This window comes from Kribbella sp. NPDC056861 (genome assembly GCF_040687575.1).
GTDB lineage: Bacteria > Actinomycetota > Actinomycetes > Propionibacteriales > Kribbellaceae > Kribbella.
Genome location: NZ_JBFBNQ010000001.1, coordinates 859,457 through 877,077 on the forward strand (window position 1 = coordinate 859,457; position 17,621 = coordinate 877,077).

Below are 17,621 nucleotides of genomic sequence, written 5' to 3' on the forward strand. Positions count from 1 at the left end.
TCACGCCTGAGCCTCCCTGGGTACCGACTGGAACGGATCACATCCGTGGAGTTACAAGGCCCCACGACTCCTTCAAGGTAAGCCGCCGCTCAGGCCGGGTCAACGACTGCCGCCCCGAGCCGGATGCGTGTCGCGATTCCGTGACGAATCGTTACCTTTCCGGCCTTGTACCAGTATTGGGCAGGTCGGGCGACGCTCAGCTCTTGTCGAAGTCCTCGGGCGTCACGTGATCGAGGAACTCGCGGAAGCGTTCGACCTCTTCCTCCTCGACCACCTCCTCGTCCTCGTTCTCGCTGTCCGGGACCGGGATGCCGGCCTCGGCCAGGATCTCCTCGGTACAGAACACCGGCGTGCCGGTGCGCAGCGCGAGCGCGATCGAGTCCGACGGGCGGGCGGAGATCTCGGTCTTGTCGTCGAAGACCAGGATCGCCTCGAACACGCCGTCGGTCAGGTTCACGATCCGGACCTGGCTGAGGGTGTGCCCGAGCACCCGGATGGTCTCTGCGAACAGATCATGGGTCAGCGGGCGGGGTGGCTCCATCCCCTGCTGGGCGAACGCGATGGCGCTCGCCTCGGCCGCGCCGATCCAGATCGGCAGGTACCGCTCTCCGCCGACCTCCCGGAGCAGCACGATCGGCTGACTCGAGGGCATCTCAACCCGGACTCCGACCACGTCGACTTCGCGCACACCTTCAGCCTACTCTGCGGGCCAGGCCGGGGCTGCCCCGACGTGGCCCGGCGGCCCGGCGGTGGCCCGTGGTACGGGGTAACCACGCCACGCAGTACGGCGTCAGCGACCGAGCCGCGAGCGGACCAGTGCCGCATGCAACCGAACCGCCAGCGCCGCCAGTTCGAGCGTCTTGTCGTCCCGCCGGGGCTGCACCACCTGCTCGATCAGCCCCACCTCGCGGTCGGCGGCAGCCCGGAACGGCCGCAGGTGCCGCGGCTCGATCCCGTACTGCGCGAACTCGGCCGCCGCCTTGGCGATCAGGATCGCGTCCCCGTCGTAATGCTTGCCCCGGGCCACGATCAGGTTGTGACCCTCCAGCTGCTCGAGCAGCTCGACGGTGATCCCGGCCGCCGCGCGCAGCTCGTCGCGGGTCAGCTTCAGCTCGGTCCCGTACGTCGAGAAGTCCTCCGCGTCCGGCAGACCGGCAGGTTGCGGCAACTGGTCGGGAGCAGCCGGACGGCCACCGGGCGCCGGCGGACGCAGACCGCGGTCCATCGCCTCCAGATGATCCTTGATCACCTTCAGCGGCAGGTACTGGTCGCGCTGGGCGGTCAGCACGTAGCGCAGCCGCTCGATGTCCCCGGCGCTGAACTTCCGGTACCCCGAAGCGGTGCGCGCCGGCGTCACCAGCCCCTCCGCCTCGAGGAAGCGGATCTTGGAGATGGTGACGTCGGCGAACTCGGTCTGCAGGAGCTGCAGCACCTCGCCGATGCTGCTGCCCGCGGTCGCGGAGTCTCCGACCGCTGGGTCAGGCCTGACCACTGGCGTAGTACACCAGACGGTACTTACCGATCTGGACCTCGTCGCCGTTCGACAACTGCAGCTCGTCGATCCGGTCGCGGTTGACGTAGGTGCCGTTCAGGCTGCCGACGTCGCGCACCTTGACCCCCTGCGGGTCGCGGCGGAACTCCGCGTGCCGGCGGGACACCGTGACGTCGTCCAGGAAGATGTCGCTGTCCGGGTGCCGGCCGGCCGTGACGACATCCACGTCGAGCAGGAACCTGCTGCCCGCGTTCGGGCCGCGCTGAACGATCAGCAGCGCGGACCCGGTCGGCAGCGCGCCGACCGCGGCTTCGTCCTCGGCGGACAGTGACTCACCACCGGCGTCGAAACGCTCGGTCTCGGGCTCGATACTGATCGGCGCGAGCATCGCGGTGTCGGTGACGCCGGGGGCGGTCACCGGACGGTCCGCGCCAGGGAGCATCGTTCCGCACTGCGAGCAGAACTTGCTGCCCTCGGAGTTCTCGTGCCCGCACTGGTTGCAGAACGGCATGCTGTGATCCTCCCGATCGCCGGTGGTCCGGCGACGTTCTCGTTGACCCCGTGATGACAGTGTGGACTGTGACCCCAACCCTCTACCGGCGGTTGAGGTCCGACAGAACCTACCAGCTACTACTGATCAGCTCTGATCCAGCGTTCCCTTGTACGTGTCGGCGTCCATCAGCGCCTCGATCTCGTCGTCGTCGTCGACCTCGATGTCGAGCAGCCAGCCCTCGCCGTACGGGTCGGTGTTGATCAGGTCGGGCTGGTCCGCGAGCGCCTCGTTGACGGCGCGCACGGTGCCGTTGAGGGGTGCGAACAGGTCGCTGACACTCTTGGTCGACTCGAGCTCACCGCAGGAGTCGCCGGCCCGGACCGCGGTCCCGACCTCCGGCAGCTGCACGAACACGATGTCGCCGAGGGCGTCCTGCGCGAAGTCGGTGATACCGACCCGTGCCGGGCCCTCGCCGGCCTTGACCCACTCGTGCTCGGCCGTGTACTTCAGGTCTTCGGGGTACACCTCGGTCCCTCTTTCATTTAGGAAACTGCAGGGAAGTTACTTGGTCGGGCTGGGCGCCGGGCGAGCGTAGCGATGCTCGTCCGGGGCGTGCAAGGCGGTGATCTGAACGACCGACAACTCGGTGACCTCGGCGGTGCCGCCGATCTGCGGACCGGTCACCTCGCTGATCAGCCCACCGGGGAAGTTGGCCGCCTCGGCCAGGTTGTGGGACTCCCCGATCGCCTCGATCACGTACGGCGACTGCACCTTCTCGCCGTCGATCTTCACGCCGGGGGCGTCGTCGACCAGATCGGTACTGGCCACCACCCGGACCTGGCCGTTGATCTGGATCGCCTCGGCGCCCGCGTCGCGGAGCTCCTCGATCGCGTCCAGCAGGTTGCTCGACTGCATCTTGGCGTCCGGGTCGTTCAGCGTGATCCGCACGCCGGGGCCCTGGGCGGGCAGCGTGCCGGCCAGGATGCCGAGCACGCGCACCTGCTGCTCGGCCTGCTGGCGGGCGGTCAGCGCCTTGTCCGCGCTGGAGGTCAGCGTGTTCTTGCGCGCCTCCAGCTCGGTGATCTCCTGCTCCAGCCGGCGGGTGTTCTGCCCCAGGCCGTCGAGGATCGCGATCAGGTCCTCGCGGCGGGCGTTCTGGTAGCCGTCGTCGGCACGGTTCACCCGGACCTGGACGACCGCCATACAGGCGACCAGCGCCAGTACGACGGCCACGATCGCCTGCCCGCGGGACGGCTTGAAGCCGGCCTTCAGCCGCCGCAGCGCCAGGTTCGGCGTCTTCGGCCTGGGCATCGGCGTCGGCTCGGCCGGATGCTCGGCCACCTCGGCCGGCTGCGCCGGGGTCGGGTCGTCTGGATCTGCCATCTCAAGCCCTGAACACGTGGCGCCGGATCGCGGCCATGTTGGTGAAGATCCGGATGCCGAGCACGACCACCACACCGGTGGACAGCTGCGAGCCGACCCCGAGCTGGTCGCCCAGGTAGACGATCAGCGCCGCGATCAGCACGTTCGAGACGAACGAGACGACGAACACCTTGTCGTCGAAGATCCCGTCCAGGAACGCGCGCAGGGCGCCGAAGACGGCGTCCAGCGCGGCGACCACCGCGATCGGCAGGTACGGCTGGGCCCAGTCGGGCACGTCGGGCGCGACCAGCAGACCGACGACGACGCCGATCACCAGGCCGAGAACGGCGATCATCTCGGACCCACCTTCGCGTACCGCAGCGCGATGGTGGCATCGGCTGGCACCAGCAAGGAATCCTCCGTCGTAATGGTCATCCGGACATGGAAATTGCTGACCAGGTACTGAACCCACTGGCCGCCCGAGCTCTGCGCGAACCGGGCCGGCATGGTCGCGGTGTCCCCGATCGCCAGCACCGTGTACGGCGGGGTCAGCGAACTGTAGTCGACCGTGATCGCGCTGCCGGCACCACGGATCGCGGTCAGCGAGGTGAGCCGGTGACCGTTCACCGAGATCGCCTCGGCGCCGGCCGTCCACAGCCCGTTGACCAGCTGCTGCAGGTCGACGTCGAGCAACCGGCCCTGTTTGTCGTCGGAGTCCTTGGCGTCGTCGACGACCGCCTTCAGCCCCTGGCCCGTCACGGCGACCGAACCGACCTGCAGTTCGAGGTCGTCCAGCTTCTGCTGCAGCGCGGCGCCGTCGCTGGTGTTGCTCAGCCCGCCGGCCTGCAGACCGCGTACTTCGCCGGCCAGCTTGATCTGGTTGCCGCGCAGCGCGTCCAGCCGGTCGTCGGCCTGGTTGATCCGGGTGATCAGCTCTTTGCGCTGCTTCTCCGCCTCGGGGGCACTGCGGTAGTTCTGCGACGCGGCGACGGCGAGCAGGAAACCCAGGAGCAGCAACGCGATCACCAGGATGATCCGGTGCCGGGACTTGTTCGGCTTGTCGCCTTGCGGAGTACGGGCCTTGGCCGCGACGGCGTACCCCTCGTCGAGGGGGTGGGCCATCAGGTTGTTCAGCAGCGACATGGACGCGTCGACGCGTCGCTGACCCGGCGGAGACTGCCCCGGCGCAGACTGCCCCGGTGGTGCCTGGCCGGGTGGAGACTGGGTCACGACTTAGCCCGCCGAGTTGCTGATCGGTTTGACGGTCTGAATCAGGTGCCGCAGCTGAGCGAAGTACAGGGCGCCGGCCCAGTAGTACAGCGCGGTGCCCCAGATCGCGAAGGCCCAGCCGAAGACGCGGGCCAGCAGGTTGAGCGTGCTGTCGCCATCGCCGAGCAGCAGCAACGGGAACGCGTACAGCAGACAGAAGGTCGCGGACTTGCCGAGGAAGTGCACCGGCAGCGCGTTGACGCCCCGGCGGTGCAGCGCGGGCAGCGCGAAGGTCAGCAGCAGGTCCCGCAACGGCAGCGCGATCGCGAGCCACCACGGGATGATGTCGCGCAGCGCCAGGCCGAGCACGGTGGCGAAGATGTAGAGCCGGTCGGCGACCGGGTCGAGCATCTGGCCGAGCCGGGTGGTCTGGTTCATCCGGCGCGCGATCTGGCCGTCGGCCCAGTCGGTGAAGCCCGAGATCATCAGCACCACGAGGGCCCAGCCGTCTTCCTGCGGGCCGAGCACCAGCCAGAGAAACAGCGGCACACCGAGCAGCCGGATGAAGCTGAGCGCATTCGGGATCGTCAGCACCCGGTCGGACACTTCCAGGTCCGGCACGCGTTCCTCCCCCAGCTCTGCGAATCGGGCGACCGCGAACGGCGCCCCTGTCCCGGTCGTTACTGTACTTGGGCCCACCACCGAGTTCTGCCCCGGCCACACCGGTGCGCCCCAGCTTCTTCCCGACTAGGTGAACGCATTCACAACACCAGGGCTACGCCCCTCCCACCCCGGTGACCCGAAGGTGACCTGATCGAGATCCCCCCGTTGCGTCATTAGTTGCTGAAGGCCCGGACTGGTCAGTTTTCTGATCACCTGCCCGGCGGCGGCCAGAAAACTGAACACCTGGACCTAGGACCAGGTCTTCGCGTGTTCCGCGAAGTACTCCGGGGTGCTGTGGACCGGGATCACGCAGAGCAGATGCCCGCCCGGAGCCCGCAGCGTGTGGCAGCCCTGCCAGCTGGCGATCTCGACCGCGCCGAGCGCGAGCAGGCGGGTGACCTCGGCAGCGACGTCGTCCGTCTCGATGTCGAAGTGGTAGCGCGGGGCGTCGTCAACCGCCTGGATGGCGGTCACCAGCCCCGGCAGCGCGTCGTGCAAGCGGGTGTACTGCGGCTCACCCGGTTCGGAATCCGCCTCGACTCCCAGCGCCGCCGTCCAGAAGGTCGTCGCCTCAGCGACCTGGTCCTTCGGTACGTCGATCAGAAAAGTAGACACTCGGCTTCTGTGCATGCCCGGAAGATACCCAGCCGGCGGATCGGCTACGAGACGTCGGGCCGGGTCATCAGCGGCGACCGCAGATGCAACGCCAGATCAGGACCCGTCAGCGGCAAGGTGCTCCACGTCGCGACGGCTGAGTCCCCGGACAGCACGACTCGCACCCGATGCGGGGTGGTGATGACAGAGAGGTCGGCGACGAACGTGTCGCCTTGCCAAGCGCCCGCCGCGACGACAGGACGGCCGAGCGGTGAACTCTCCCGCCATTCGCCGTACCCGACGGCAACTTTGAGCGCGGGTCCGAGCTGCAGGTGCCATCCCCCATCCACAGGTTCGACGACCACCGTGGTTCCGTCGGGGAGGGCCGACCCCTCGACAGAGGCATCGACTCTCGCCGTACCGGATCGAGTCGGCTCAGCCGAACCCTCCACCGGCACGAACGACAACTGCCGCAGCCGCTCAGCGAGGATCTCGTCCTGCTCCGGGCTCCCCGCCTGGTCCAACCCCGGCAACAGACAGTCCCAGAAGACACCCGGTACCGCGTCTGTCTGGTCGATGGCGGCGGTCAAGGCGATCACGAGATCGTGCGACGGGACGACCACGCAGTACTGGCCGAAGGCGCCGTGACCGTGATACCCGTGCCGCGAGATCCAGAACTGGTAGCCGTACCCGCAGAGGAAGTCAGGGTTCTGCGACCAGCCCGGCAGCGGCAAGGTTTCGACGTGCGAACGCGTCGCGAGCTCCAGCCACTCCCGCGGGACGAGTTGACGACCATCCCAGACACCTCCGCACAGCAGCAGTTCGCCGAAGGCCGCGACGGCCTCAGTGGTGAGATGCAGCCCGTGGAACCCGAAGGCGGCACCGCTCGCCACCCGATCCCACTCAGCGCCCTCGATGCCCATCGGCTGGAAGAGCCGCTCATCGAGCAACTCCGGAAGCGTGCGACCGCTGACCCGCTCGACCATCCGCGCAAGGACGAAAGTGGTCGCGTTGTCGTACGCATGCCGAGTGCCCTCGGGATCAGGAAACGGCACCCGCAGAAAGCCCTTCACCAGATCGTCCGGCTCCAGCTGCCAGGCCTCTTCGAGACTGTCCGCGTCGTGTCCGGTCGTCATCGACAACAGGTGATGCACGGTGATCCGATGCCCCTGCGCAGAGATGTCGGCGGGAACATGCTCGGGCAACACGTCCACCACTAGGTCGTCCAGCGACAAAAGCCCGTCGGCAATCACAAGCCCCACCGCAACCGAGGTGAACGACTTGGTCAGCGAGTAGAGAAGGTGCGGCCGCTCAGCGGAGTACGGCGCCCACCAGCCCTCCGCCACCACGTGACCACGGCGGACGATCATGATCGAGTGACACTCGACCGACTGCGCCTCGAGACTGTCCAGCAGTGCGCCGATCGCCCGCGCCGAAACCCCCGCAGCGGAAGGTGCCGAGCGAGGCAGCAGAGCGCGCTGAGTAACCATCCACGCAACGTAACAAGACCGCGCAATCGAATTTCCCTGCGCGCGTAGCCTCTTCCGGATGATCGACATCCCGGAGGCCTTCGCCCGAACCACGGTCGAGCGCGAAGGAGCAGCCGGTACTGCGTGGCTCGCCACGCTCCCCGCCCTGGTCGCCGACCTGCTCGATCGGTGGGGCTGCGTGCCGGACGGCGAGCTCATGTACGGCGGAGTCGGGGTGATCGTGCCGACGCGCGACCTAGTACTGAAGGTGTCGTTTCCTCATCCAGGCAACAGGTATGAACCAGACGCGCTCGAAACCTGGGCCGGACGCGGGGCCGTAGTACTGCATGACCGGGACGACGAGCACTTCGCGATGCTGCTCGAACGGGCTCACCCGGCAACGCTCGCCATGGTTGCCGACGAAGACGAGATCGCCGGTGTGGCCGGCCGGATCAGCCATCGACTGGCAGTCCCCGCGCCACCACATCTCCCCCGGCTGCGTGACCAGGCAACCACCTGGGCGGAAGACCTGGAACGCGACTCCCGCGAGCTGCCACACAACCTTTCGCTTGCTGCGCTGGATGCCGCCCGCGCGACCATCCGCGACCTCGGCCACGACCAGCCGGAGTTGCTAATCCACGGCGATCTCAACGCCCGCAACATCCTGCGAGCCGACCGCGAACCGTGGCTGGCCGTCGACCCCAAGGGCTACGCGGGCGACCCGGCGTACGACGCCGGCATCCTGCTCAAGACGCGCGCGCTGACGATCCTCCCGGCTGCCGAACCCGCCAAGGGTCTACAGCGCTGCCTCGACATCTTCGCCGAAGCCGCCGAGCTCGACCGCGAACGTGTCGGACGCTGGGCTCAACTGCACGCAGTCCAAACCGCTTTCTGGGGCCGCCGCCACGGCTATCGTCGCGGCCGCACAGGCGCCGGTCGCGATCAGCTGATCTCCTTCGTCGACACCCTGGTGGACCTGCTCACGAGTCCTTGCCCGGATAGGTGACCGCCCGAAGCACCTTGGCCGGCGCGCCCGCCGCCACGGAGTACGGCGGGATGTCCTGCGTGACTACGCTGTTGGCCCCGATCACACACCTCTCACCGATCGTCACCCCGCTCGTGACGACGACGTTCGCCCCGAGCCAGACGTTGTCCCCGATCCGCGTCGGCCCCTTGGAGTCGAATCCCTGCCACGGCACCGGCCGCTCCGGATCATCGAACCGGTGATTGGCATCCGTCACGAAGCACCCGTTGGCGAGCATGCAGTGTGACCCGATCTCGACCAACTCCAGCGCGGCCACCATCACGGCGATGTTCAGGAAGGTCCCCTCGCCGATCCGCACCCTGGCCTGATCGCCCACCGTGATCCACACATTGGGCTCGAACATCGTGTTCGCCCCGACCTCGAGCCGGCCGTCCCGCAGCGCCTCCAGCACATTGCCCTGCAACGGCCAGCGCGCGAACGCCCCGCGGCGCAACAGCTCCCAGTGGATCCGCCCTCGATTCCACGGCAGCGAATTGCGCTCGTACCACCGCCACTTCTGCACCCAGAGCTTCGCCTGCGCCGCAAGATCGTCCACCCACCGCAGGCTACGCGGCGGGCCTCAGGATGTTCGTTGATTCATGACATGAGTCAGGAATGCCCTGACCAGCGGGATCTCGTCGTCGGTGCGCCAGACCAGCGCGTAGTCGAAGGTGGGATCGCCTTCGAGCGGCACGCAGGTCAGGTTGGGGCGCGGGTAGAACTGCTCGGTCTGGGCGCCGACGACGGCAACGCCGTGACCGGAGACGACGTACGCGAGCAGTTCCTGGAATCCGGCCAGGCTGGTGACCTTCGCGGTCGCGCTGTTCGTCGGCAGGTGGTGATCGATCCAGTAGCCGGGCAGGTTTTCGGCGAACAGGAAGGTCTGATCCGCCACATCGGCAGCCGTGATCGAGGTCAGCCGGGCGAGCGGATCGTCAGCCGCGACGGCGAGCAACGCGGTCTCGGACAGCAGCGTGGCGCCGACGGTGAGATCGGGCTCGGCGACAGGCAGCGGGAGGACACACAGGTCGACCTCGCCGCGGCGCAAGGGACCGTACAGATCGGCCAGCGTGGTCTCCTGAATGCTGACTTTGATGTCCGGGGTGCCGGCCCGGAAGCTGTCGATCAGCGCCAGCAGCGGCCGCGTGATGGCAGCGGACATGTAGCCGAGCCGCAGATCGCCGGTCAGTCCGTGGCCGGTCGCAACCGCCCGCGCGATCGCCGCCTCGACCTGCGCGTACGCCGGCGCCAGGTCGTCCAGCAGTTGCCGGCCGAGCGGCGTCAGCTCCACCCGGCGGGTAGTCCTGGTGAACAGCGGAGCCCCGAGCCGACGCTCGACCTTCTTGATCGACTGGCTGACCGAGGCAGGCGTCAGCAGGAGCCGCTCGGCCGTCCGGGCGAAGTGCAACTCCTCGGCCAAGGCGAGAAACACCACGATGTCCTGTCGCTCCATCTGCCCATTATTAAGCCCGACTTAGCAATCGCGCCGATCTCCTCGTTGATCCCGGCTGGCGCCACCCCGCAGGATCGTCCTGACAGCGCCTTTCTCGAAGGAGAACCTCTTCATGCCCGAGCAGTTGCCCATCAATGACCTCATGTGGCCCACGGTGCCGCGCCTGCTCGCCCAGCACCGCTACCTCGTACTAGGAACCGTCGACCCCACCGGCACCCCCTGGATCACCCCGGTGTTCTTCGCCCCGGACGGCACCGACAGCGTGCTCTGGGTCTCCTCCCCCGACAGCCGCCACTCCCGCAACCTCGCGCACTCTCCGACAGTGGCGATCACCCTCTTCGACAGCCAAGCGCCCATCGGCAAAGCCGAAGCCCTGTACCTCGAGTCGACCGCAAGCCAGGTCGACGACACTGCCCAATCAGCCGCCCTCGAACTCCTCAACTCCCGCCTACCAACCGAAAAGCACCTCGATCTCGCCGACGTCGGACCAGCCGGCCTCCTGCGGATCTACCGGGCCTCGATCCAGCAGCACCACGTACTCATCCGAGGCGGCGACCCACGCTTCGACAACCCCGTCGACACCCGGCTCGCCGTCACCCCACCGCCCGAAGAGGCAACCCGATGACCTCCACCGGACTCCCCGACACCGGGCCGCAAACCGCCGCCGGCAAGATCCTCTGGCACTTCTCGATGTCCCTCGACGGCTTCATCGCCGGCCCGAACCACTCGATGAACTGGCTGAACGGAGTCACCGCCTCCCGCCCCGGCCTCATCCAGGAGTACGTCGAAACCACCGGCGCCGTCCTCGGCGGCCGTGACGGCTTCGACGCCTACCCCGACGCCAGCGCGACGTACGGCGGCGCATGGCAAGGACCAGTCTTCGTCCTCACTCACCATCCCGAAGACGCCCCGCCCAGCCCCGGCACCACCTTCCTCACCTGCGACGTAGCCGAAGCGGCGCGAATCGGACTCGAAGCAGCCGCCGGCAAGAACCTCGAAATCTTCTCCGCCTCGATCGGCCGCCAACTCCTCGCCCGCAACCTGATCGACGAGATCGACCTGCACATCGCCCCGGTCCTTCTGGGCGACGGCATCCGTCTCTTCGACAACCCCGGCGGCTCGCCCATCCCCCTCGAACTCCTCAACGGCGACATCCCGTCGGTAGAGATCAACGTCCGCTACCGACCCGTGCGCACCCGTTAGCGATGGTGTCGGCGCTGACTTCGTACGCCGCCCCGGCGCGTCGTTCGGCTTCCTTCGTGCTCGACCCCGGCGCGTCACTCAGCCAGCTCCGCGCTCGACCCCGACGCATCACTCAACTGCCTCCGCACCACACCCCGACACACCACTCACCCGCCCCCGCACCACACCCCGACACACCACTCACCCGCCCCCGCACCACACCCCGACACACCACTCAACCGCCACGGATCGCGCAGACCCGACCCGTTCGCCAGCACCTCAGGCCGACCTGCTCACCAGCACCTCGAGCCGACCAGCGACACCGGCAGAACCCCCCAGCGCCAACCTGCTCACCACCACCCCAAGCCGGCCAGCGACACCAGCAGTACCGGACCTACTCAGGCCCCTGCCCCGCTCTATCGTTGGGCCGCATGAGCTACCCGCAGCAGCCACCCCACCAGCCGCACTCTCAGCCCCACCCGCCGCAGCAATACCAGCCCCAGGTCCCTATGGGAATGCTGCACCTGACCATCCAGGGCAGCGTGATGACCAGCAACGTCATCCCGCCCACGGTTCGCCTCAACGGCTACCCCGTCCCGGTCAAATACGGCCGCAACGACATCCCCGTCTACGCCGGCCCGCTACACATCGACATCCACTCCCAGTGGATGCGAACCTTCGGCAAGGCCGCCCTCGACTGCACGGTCCAGCCGAACCAAGCAGTACCGGTCTTCTACGCCTCGCCGTACCACCAGTTCGCCTCCGCCGGCAGCATCGGCCACAGCAAGGTCAAACGAAACGGCCTCGGGTTCCTGCTGGCCTTCGCCGGAGGAATCGTCGCCCTGGCGCTCCTGGTATTCCTACTCGCAGCCCTCGGCTGACCTCCCCCCTCCCCACAAGCCGACTGGCAGTTGCGCTCAACAGCCAGAGTGTCGACGCCGGTAACGCTCGCGAACGAGCGGCTCCGGCGTCTGTCTTCACGATTCGATTTTCGAACACCTGTTCGATAGAGTCAAATCATGACGAGCTCATCGCCGATCGGCTCCCGGGACCGCGACCGGAAGCGTGAGGACGGCACCAGTGCGCGGCCCCTCGACCAACCGGCCGAGGTTGTCGGTGATGCTGTCGCCCGGGCGCCACTCGGCGGTCATGATGAACAAGGTGCGCCCGTCCGGCCCGCCGAGCGCCAGCGCGAACGGCGCCAGTTTCTCGTCGAGTTCGACCCGTTGCAGGACCTCGCCACCCTCGGCGACCCGCACCACCGACGAGCCGCCGGTCGAGACCCAGACCGCGCCTTCGGCATCGAGGCAGATGCCGTCAGGACCGAGCCCCTCAGCGAAGACCCGCCGGTTCGACAGCCCTCCGTCCGGATCGATGTCGAACGCGCTCAACCGGCCGGCGAACGACTCCGAGATGATCAGCGTCCGCCCATCCGGCGTGATGATCATGCCGTTGGGGAACTGGATGTCGCCCGCAACCTCGCGAACCCCGCCGTCCGGCCCGACCAGCTTGATGTAGCCAGGCTTGGGCGCCTCGCCGCCGGAGAAGTTGAAGTCCGCGCCGTTGACATAGACGTTGCCCCGGCTGTCCGTGACGATCTCGTTCCCGCCCTGCTCGGCGTGCACAACCACCGAACCGTCCGGCTCCTGGCGCCTGAGTTTGTCGCCGGTCATCAGCAGCCTGCCGTCCGGCAGCCAGTCGATCGACCACCCCATCAACTGCTCGACCGGTACGTCGATCGTCTCCGTCGTCCCGTCCAGGTCGACGGCCACCACCTGCTGGCCGATCCAGTTGCAGAACCACAACCGGCCGTCATGCCACCGCGGCGATTCGGGAATCCCCAGACCACTGAGCAGGACCTTCGGTTCGGACATCACGCCACCTCGTTCGATCGACATCGCCGGATTGACCGACGCCTTCACCCCCTACACGACAGGCGGCCGGCCAAATCGACAGCGCTACCCGATGACCTCTTCCGCGACCCATTTGGCGACGCCGACCGGATAGGGCGCCGGCAGGCTGAGTACGACGTGCCGGAAGCCTGCCGCGGTCACCTTGGCGATCGTGTCGCGCGTGCCAGCGGGATCTTCGTACGAGACCGGCACGTGGATCGAGCGGGTGATCGCCGCGGGGTCCCGGCCGATCTCGGCGCAGTACCGGTCCAGCAGGCCACTGCGGCTGACGGCATCCGCCAGATCCTCGCCCGTGTGGTTCCAGATATCGGCATGTTCGGCAACCACGCGCAGCGTCGACATCGCGCGGCCGCCAATCATGATCGGCACGTGATGCTGGATCGGCTTCGGGTTACCGAAGGCGCCGGTGAGGTCGAGATGGCGACCATGGAAATCAAAAGGCTCGGTCTCGGTCCACAAGCGCCGGATCACCGTGCACGCCTCGGCCAGACTCTCCACGGCCTGGGCCGCATCGAGATACGGCAGACCATGCGCGTCGTACTCGCGCCGGGCCATCGGGAGGCTGGGCCGCGATCCGGCACCGATCCCGAAGTCGAGTCGTCCGCCGGAGACGATGTCAACGGTGGCAGCGATCTTGGCCAGGATCGCGGGCGGCCGGACCCGGTTGCTCGTCACGAGCAGCCCCAAGCGCAGTCGCTGGGTCTGCGCGGCGAGCGCCGACAACAGCGTCCAGCCTTCGAGGATCGGCCCGTCAGGGTCGCCGCCGATCGGCATCAGGTGATCGAACAGCCACGCATGCTCGATCTGTGGAATCTCGTCCGCCTCACGCCAGACCCGCAGTACGTCCTCGTACGCGACCTGCTGTGGAGCGGTCATGATTCCAAAACTTGTCGTCTGCGACATGGGGTTCCTCTCAGTGCCGACGCAGCGCCGGGTCGAGCAGAGCCGGCGGCGCGTCGAACTTCTCCTGCGGGGCAAGGTCAATGCCAGGGGCAACGATTTCGTCAATGGCGTCGAGCAGATCAGCGGACAGCACGGTGTCAGCAGCAGCGAGCTGCGACTGCAGGTGCTCCAGCGTGCGAGGACCGATGATGGCGCTGGTCACGGCCGGGTGTGCGGTGACAAAACCGAGCGCAAGCTGGATCAGCGTCAGGCCTGCCTGGTCGGCGACCTTCACCAGTCGCTCCACCGCGTCGAGCCGAGCACGGTTGGACGGGATCGTGAGGTCGAATCGCTCCGGCAGAACACCCGAGCGATTGGTGTTGATCTCCCGGCCTTCGCGAACCGCACCTGACAGCCACCCCGAGGCCAACGGACTCCACGCCAGTACGCCGAGGCCGTACTCCTCGGTCACAGGCAGGACATGCGTCTCGATCCCGCGCTGCAGGATGGAGTAGCTGGGCTGCTCAGTGACATAGCGGCTCAAGCGGTTCTCCCGAGCAGCCCATTCGGCCTGCACGATCCGGTACGCCGGAAACGTCGAACTGCCGAAGTACCGGATCTTCCCAGCGCGTTGCAGATCGGTCAGCGCCGAGAGAGTCTCCTCGTCGCTGGTCGTCGGGTCCCACCGGTGCACCTGATAAAGATCAACGTGGTCGACGCCAAGTCGGCGCAGACTGTTGTCGAGCTCAGCCACCAGCCAGCGACGTGAACTCCCGCGGTGATTGCGCTCGTCCCCCATCGGCATAGTCGCCTTGGTAGCCAACACGAGGTCGTCACGGCGCCCCGCAATGGCCTTGCCGACCATCTTCTCCGACTCCCCCTGGCCATACATGTCAGCCGTGTCGATCAAGTTGACCCCGGCTTCAAGCGCGGCATCAACGATGGCGGTGGCCTCGTCCTGGGTAGTCCGGCCGATCTGACCGAAATTCATCGCGCCAAGTGCGAGCGTGCTGACCTGCACACCGGTACGCCCCAAAGTGCGGTACTGCATGACTGATCCTCCTGGGTAAGGGTTGGTCCCGCTCAGCCTGATCTGGCATCATCAAGGGGAAGCGGAACCTCGTTCCGCTAACCAACATACGGAACGTTGTTCCGTTTGCCAAGCGAAACGCGGAGGAAACAGCGCAGTGGCCGACAACAAGCGAGATCCAAAGTCGGCTGCGCCGCGCAAGTCACAGTCCCCAGCACGGCAGAAACCGGAGGCGCCTGCATTGCAGGAGCCGGGGTCGCCGGTGCTACACGAGCCCGAGTCGGCCGCGCCGCAAAGCGCAAAGCCAGGAGCGCCGCAGAAGTCGCAGCTGGCGGCGCCGCAGGAATCGGAGCCGACGCAGGAATCGGAGCCGACGCAGGAGTCAGCGATGCCGCGGAAGCGCGCGGATGCTCGACGCAACGAGGAGACGTTGCTGGCCGCGGCGGCCGCAGCCTTCGTCACGTCCGGCGTCGACGCGCCCGTACGCGACATTGCCGCGAAAGCCGGCGTCGGGGTTGGCACGATCTACCGGCACTTCCCAACCCGAGCCGATCTCATAGTCGCGGTGTACCGGCATCAAGTCGAAGCGTGCGCCGAGGCTGGACCCAAGCTGCTGGCCAACTCAAGTACACCGCATGTCGCCCTGGGGAGCTGGATCAGTCTCTTCGTCGACTTCCTAGTCACCAAGCACGGCCTGGCCGGCGCACTCCAGTCTGACGAAGCAGGCTTCCAAACATTGCACGCCTACTTCATCTCCCGACTCGTCCCCGTCTGCAGCGATCTCCTCGACGCCGCCGCGGCTGCGGACGAGATCCGGTCCGATATCAACGCTCTTGAGCTGATGCGTGCCGTCGGCAACCTTTGCATAGGCGCAGAGACCAGCCCGTACTACGACGCTCGCCGGATGGTCTCGCTTCTGATCGCGGGCTTGCGCGTCAAGTAGCCGATCACCAGGAGCAACCGACAACAAACGGAGTCCGCTTGGATCCTGCACCCACGCGGGCATGCGGTCCTCCGCTGGCGGTGAGCTGGTGGTGAGCTCGCATCGGCCGGTGCCCTGGTACCCGTTCGGGGTGCGCCTGACTCGGGAGTCCTCGACGCCCTGAGTTGGCGTGGAAACTCGTGCCGGAAGCACCGCGAAGCAGTTGGCGCATCGACTTGCGCACGCAGAGGTTGCCTGCAGCAACGAGACAGGCACCGGCCGGGACGGGGTTCTGGGCCGAGGTCGCATACCGGGTCGCGGTTCCGCCTGAGACGCTGGCCAAGATCGAGAAGCCAAAGGGATAGCCCGGCGCGGACTGGTTCCGCCGAAGAGTCCGTGCTGGTGCGTGGGGGTTCGCGTGGGCGGTGTCGGCGTCCAGTGGTCGTGCGGAGTCCGTGTTTGCAGGGTGTTCGCCCTGGCGGTGTCGGTCGAGGATGCGGGCGTCCAGGGCGTCCAGGGCGTGCAGTGCGTGTAGGGCGTCCAAGGCGCGCGGACTCGGTGCTCGCACGGGCGATCGCGCGGGTTCGCCCGGGTGGCGTCGGCGTCCTGTGGTTGTGCGGAGTCCGTGCTCGCAGGTTGTTCGCGCAGGTTCGCCAGGGTGCTGTCGGCGGCCTGCGGTCGCGCGGAGTCCGCTCGCAGGTGTTCGCGCGGTTCTCGCGGGCGGTGCCGACGTCCTGCGGTCATGCGGAGACCGTCGTCGCGCGGGTTCGCGCGGGTTCGCGCGGGTTCGCGCGGCGGTGGGTATCGGCGTCCTGCAATCGTGCAGAGTCCATGGTCACAGGTGTTTAGGCGGGTCCACCCAGGCGGCCAGCATCTAGCGGTCATGCGGAGCGCTAGGTCGTAGGTGCTTGCGCGGGAATCGTCACGTGGTTCTCGTGCAGGCCTGCGGTTTGCGCGGGCGGCGCCGACGTCCTGCATGCATGCGGAGTGCAAGGTGCGAGGTCGCGGCTCGCGCTGGGTGGTGTTGGCGTCCTGCGGTCGCGCGGGGTTCGCGGTCGCAGGTGTCTGCGTGGGTGGTGGTTGTTAGGTCGGTGGGGTTGTGAGCCAGTGGAGCATGGTGCGGAAGGCGGGTGGGGGTTGGATGTGGGCTCCGGTGTAGGGGATGAGTTCTGCGTGTGGGAGTTCGGCTGCGAGGTACTGGGCGTGTTTGTGGGCTCGGGTGTCGGCGGAGCCGAACCAGATGCTGGTTGGTACTCGGATGTCGGTGAAGGCGAATGACCAGTCGGTGGCGAGGGCGATTAGGTCGTCGGTCCAGCCGTCGTGGCTGGTGACGAAGGTAGCGGTGAGGCGGGCCATTGCGGCTGGGTCGTCGCGAGCCGGTGGTGCTGGTGGGGCGGGGAAGTGTGGGTCGGGTGGGAATTCGGGGCCGCCGGCTTCGACTGACTTCATGATGCTGCGGGCGGTCTCGTTGAGAGAGGGTCTGATGAGTTGCTCGCCGCGGGCTGCTCGCCAGGAGGTGCGGTCTCGGCGGGGGTCTTCTTCGGTTTCGCTTGGTTCCGGGCCGTCTACAAGCGGGGGCGCGATGCTGCCGCTGATTGCGCAACGGGTGATGCGGGAGGGTATGAGTGCGGCGCAGGCGAGTGCGTGTGGTCCGCCGCCTGATCCGCCGCTTACTGCGAACTGTTGCCAGCCGAGTGCGTCGGCTAGGGCGGTCACGTCTTCTGCTACGTCCGCTACGGTTCGGCCTGGTTTGCGGGTGGAGCCGCCGTACCCGGGGCGGCTGGGGATGACCAGTTGGACGCCGCATTCTTCGATGTCGCGGATGGCTTCGGGGCGTCGCCAGCGGGTGCTCGGGGTTCCGACGTGGTAGATCACCGGTGCACCGTCCGGGTCGCCGTACACGCTGTACATGAGTACCCGGCCGTCGACCGTT

At 67.4% G+C, this 17,621-nt stretch carries 21 protein-coding genes; 5 read left to right on the plus strand and 16 right to left on the minus strand.

All coding sequences use genetic code 11. The annotated features are described in order from the left end of the window. Window positions 1–196: 196 nt before the first annotated feature. The 10 genes from AB0P21_RS03845 to AB0P21_RS03890 all read right to left on the minus strand — a co-directional run bounded on the left by AB0P21_RS03845 (window position 197) and on the right by AB0P21_RS03890 (window position 7,303). Window positions 197–688, minus strand: a complete 492-nt coding sequence (locus AB0P21_RS03845) for a bifunctional nuclease family protein (RefSeq protein WP_363693538.1) — start codon at window positions 686–688, stop codon at window positions 197–199. A gap of 102 nt (window positions 689–790) precedes the next feature. Beyond that, entirely contained in the window at window positions 791–1,492 is a 702-nt protein-coding gene (locus AB0P21_RS03850; RefSeq protein ID WP_363693539.1) for a MerR family transcriptional regulator, read from the minus strand. Further along, window positions 1,479–2,003: an FHA domain-containing protein gene (locus AB0P21_RS03855; RefSeq protein ID WP_363693540.1), complete on the minus strand. Its 525-nt coding sequence runs from the start codon at window positions 2,001–2,003 to the stop codon at window positions 1,479–1,481. The genes AB0P21_RS03850 and AB0P21_RS03855 overlap by 14 nt, the downstream gene beginning before the upstream one ends. A 126-nt stretch (window positions 2,004–2,129) precedes the next feature. After that, window positions 2,130–2,510, minus strand: coding sequence for a glycine cleavage system protein GcvH (gcvH, locus tag AB0P21_RS03860; protein WP_363693541.1), 381 nt, complete (start codon window positions 2,508–2,510; stop codon window positions 2,130–2,132). Between the two features lie 36 nt (window positions 2,511–2,546). After that, the gene (locus AB0P21_RS03865; RefSeq protein ID WP_363693542.1) at window positions 2,547–3,368 is read right to left on the minus strand and encodes a DUF881 domain-containing protein; all 822 of its coding nucleotides are present in this window, start codon (window positions 3,366–3,368) and stop codon (window positions 2,547–2,549) included. A gap of 1 nt (window position 3,369) precedes the next feature. Next, window positions 3,370–3,702: a small basic family protein gene (locus AB0P21_RS03870; protein WP_270130514.1), complete on the minus strand. Its 333-nt coding sequence runs from the start codon at window positions 3,700–3,702 to the stop codon at window positions 3,370–3,372. Further along, window positions 3,699–4,490: a DUF881 domain-containing protein gene (locus AB0P21_RS03875; RefSeq protein ID WP_363693543.1), complete on the minus strand. Its 792-nt coding sequence runs from the start codon at window positions 4,488–4,490 to the stop codon at window positions 3,699–3,701. The genes AB0P21_RS03870 and AB0P21_RS03875 overlap by 4 nt, the downstream gene beginning before the upstream one ends. Window positions 4,491–4,580: 90 nt before the next feature. Next, on the minus strand, window positions 4,581–5,177 hold the full coding sequence (locus AB0P21_RS03880; protein ID WP_363693544.1) for a CDP-alcohol phosphatidyltransferase family protein: 597 nt from the start codon (window positions 5,175–5,177) through the stop codon (window positions 4,581–4,583). Window positions 5,178–5,468: 291 nt separating this feature from the next. Beyond that, window positions 5,469–5,834, minus strand: a complete 366-nt coding sequence (locus AB0P21_RS03885) for a VOC family protein (protein ID WP_363693545.1) — start codon at window positions 5,832–5,834, stop codon at window positions 5,469–5,471. 44 nt (window positions 5,835–5,878) lie between these two features. After that, a complete protein-coding gene (locus AB0P21_RS03890; RefSeq protein WP_363693546.1) occupies window positions 5,879–7,303 on the minus strand; it encodes a serine hydrolase in 1,425 nt (474 codons plus the stop codon). Between the two features lie 58 nt (window positions 7,304–7,361). Between AB0P21_RS03890 and AB0P21_RS03895 the strand changes: the two genes are divergently transcribed. Next, a complete protein-coding gene (locus AB0P21_RS03895; RefSeq protein WP_363693547.1) occupies window positions 7,362–8,288 on the plus strand; it encodes an aminoglycoside phosphotransferase family protein in 927 nt (308 codons plus the stop codon). Here AB0P21_RS03895 and AB0P21_RS03900 read toward each other — a convergent pair. Beyond that, window positions 8,263–8,862, minus strand: coding sequence for an acyltransferase (locus AB0P21_RS03900; RefSeq protein ID WP_363693548.1), 600 nt, complete (start codon window positions 8,860–8,862; stop codon window positions 8,263–8,265). The genes AB0P21_RS03895 and AB0P21_RS03900 overlap by 26 nt on opposite strands. Before the next feature lie 24 nt (window positions 8,863–8,886). Then, window positions 8,887–9,759: a LysR family transcriptional regulator gene (locus AB0P21_RS03905; RefSeq protein ID WP_363693549.1), complete on the minus strand. Its 873-nt coding sequence runs from the start codon at window positions 9,757–9,759 to the stop codon at window positions 8,887–8,889. Between the two features lie 112 nt (window positions 9,760–9,871). Here AB0P21_RS03905 and AB0P21_RS03910 point away from each other — a divergent pair, with 112 nt between their 5' ends. The 3 genes from AB0P21_RS03910 (at window position 9,872) to AB0P21_RS03920 (ending at window position 11,822) form a co-directional block, all read left to right on the plus strand. Beyond that, window positions 9,872–10,384 carry a pyridoxamine 5'-phosphate oxidase family protein gene (locus AB0P21_RS03910; RefSeq protein ID WP_363693550.1) on the plus strand — a complete coding sequence of 171 codons (513 nt, stop codon included), beginning with the start codon at window positions 9,872–9,874 and terminating at the stop codon, window positions 10,382–10,384. Continuing rightward, a complete protein-coding gene (locus AB0P21_RS03915) occupies window positions 10,381–10,962 on the plus strand; it encodes a dihydrofolate reductase family protein (RefSeq protein WP_363693551.1) in 582 nt (193 codons plus the stop codon). The genes AB0P21_RS03910 and AB0P21_RS03915 overlap by 4 nt, the downstream gene beginning before the upstream one ends. 494 nt (window positions 10,963–11,456) lie before the next feature. Next, window positions 11,457–11,822 carry a hypothetical protein gene (locus tag AB0P21_RS03920; protein ID WP_363693552.1) on the plus strand — a complete coding sequence of 122 codons (366 nt, stop codon included), beginning with the start codon at window positions 11,457–11,459 and terminating at the stop codon, window positions 11,820–11,822. Window positions 11,823–11,969: 147 nt separating this feature from the next. Here the strand turns inward: AB0P21_RS03920 and AB0P21_RS03925 are convergent, their stop codons facing one another. The 3 genes from AB0P21_RS03925 to AB0P21_RS03935 form a co-directional block, all read right to left on the minus strand. Next, entirely contained in the window at window positions 11,970–12,815 is an 846-nt protein-coding gene (locus AB0P21_RS03925; RefSeq protein WP_363693553.1) for an SMP-30/gluconolactonase/LRE family protein, read from the minus strand. Window positions 12,816–12,899: 84 nt separating this feature from the next. Continuing rightward, complete coding sequence (locus tag AB0P21_RS03930; protein ID WP_363693554.1) at window positions 12,900–13,730, minus strand: LLM class flavin-dependent oxidoreductase; 831 nt, start codon at window positions 13,728–13,730, stop codon at window positions 12,900–12,902. Between the two features lie 37 nt (window positions 13,731–13,767). Beyond that, window positions 13,768–14,787: an aldo/keto reductase gene (locus AB0P21_RS03935; protein ID WP_363693555.1), complete on the minus strand. Its 1,020-nt coding sequence runs from the start codon at window positions 14,785–14,787 to the stop codon at window positions 13,768–13,770. A 136-nt stretch (window positions 14,788–14,923) separates the two neighbouring features. Here AB0P21_RS03935 and AB0P21_RS03940 point away from each other — a divergent pair, with 136 nt between their 5' ends. Further along, window positions 14,924–15,709: a TetR family transcriptional regulator gene (locus tag AB0P21_RS03940; protein ID WP_363693556.1), complete on the plus strand. Its 786-nt coding sequence runs from the start codon at window positions 14,924–14,926 to the stop codon at window positions 15,707–15,709. 1,062 nt (window positions 15,710–16,771) lie between these two features. On the opposite strand, the gene AB0P21_RS03945 is transcribed toward AB0P21_RS03940, so the two are convergent. Further along, window positions 16,772–17,599: an alpha/beta hydrolase gene (locus AB0P21_RS03945; RefSeq protein ID WP_363694415.1), complete on the minus strand. Its 828-nt coding sequence runs from the start codon at window positions 17,597–17,599 to the stop codon at window positions 16,772–16,774. Window positions 17,600–17,621 lie beyond the last annotated feature (22 nt).

What these genes read in the sequence shown, in the direction of transcription:
- AB0P21_RS03920 (WP_363693552.1), top strand. Translation starts at nt 11,457, where the DNA reads ATGCTGCACCTGACCATCCAGGGCAGCGTGATGACCAGCAACGTCATC.
- AB0P21_RS03855 (WP_363693540.1), bottom strand. Translation starts at nt 2,003, where the DNA reads ATGCCGTTCTGCAACCAGTGCGGGCACGAGAACTCCGAGGGCAGCAAG.
- AB0P21_RS03870 (WP_270130514.1), bottom strand. Translation starts at nt 3,702, where the DNA reads ATGATCGCCGTTCTCGGCCTGGTGATCGGCGTCGTCGTCGGTCTGCTG.
- AB0P21_RS03930 (WP_363693554.1), bottom strand. Translation starts at nt 13,730, where the DNA reads ATGACCGCTCCACAGCAGGTCGCGTACGAGGACGTACTGCGGGTCTGG.
- AB0P21_RS03875 (WP_363693543.1), bottom strand. Translation starts at nt 4,490, where the DNA reads ATGTCGCTGCTGAACAACCTGATGGCCCACCCCCTCGACGAGGGGTAC.
- AB0P21_RS03905 (WP_363693549.1), bottom strand. Translation starts at nt 9,759, where the DNA reads ATGGAGCGACAGGACATCGTGGTGTTTCTCGCCTTGGCCGAGGAGTTG.
- AB0P21_RS03890 (WP_363693546.1), bottom strand. Translation starts at nt 7,303, where the DNA reads ATGGTTACTCAGCGCGCTCTGCTGCCTCGCTCGGCACCTTCCGCTGCG.
- AB0P21_RS03945 (WP_363694415.1), bottom strand. Translation starts at nt 17,599, where the DNA reads ATGTACAGCGTGTACGGCGACCCGGACGGTGCACCGGTGATCTACCAC.
- AB0P21_RS03895 (WP_363693547.1), top strand. Translation starts at nt 7,362, where the DNA reads ATGATCGACATCCCGGAGGCCTTCGCCCGAACCACGGTCGAGCGCGAA.
- AB0P21_RS03935 (WP_363693555.1), bottom strand. Translation starts at nt 14,787, where the DNA reads ATGCAGTACCGCACTTTGGGGCGTACCGGTGTGCAGGTCAGCACGCTC.
- AB0P21_RS03915 (WP_363693551.1), top strand. Translation starts at nt 10,381, where the DNA reads ATGACCTCCACCGGACTCCCCGACACCGGGCCGCAAACCGCCGCCGGC.
- AB0P21_RS03910 (WP_363693550.1), top strand. Translation starts at nt 9,872, where the DNA reads ATGCCCGAGCAGTTGCCCATCAATGACCTCATGTGGCCCACGGTGCCG.
- AB0P21_RS03865 (WP_363693542.1), bottom strand. Translation starts at nt 3,368, where the DNA reads ATGGCAGATCCAGACGACCCGACCCCGGCGCAGCCGGCCGAGGTGGCC.
- AB0P21_RS03925 (WP_363693553.1), bottom strand. Translation starts at nt 12,815, where the DNA reads ATGTCCGAACCGAAGGTCCTGCTCAGTGGTCTGGGGATTCCCGAATCG.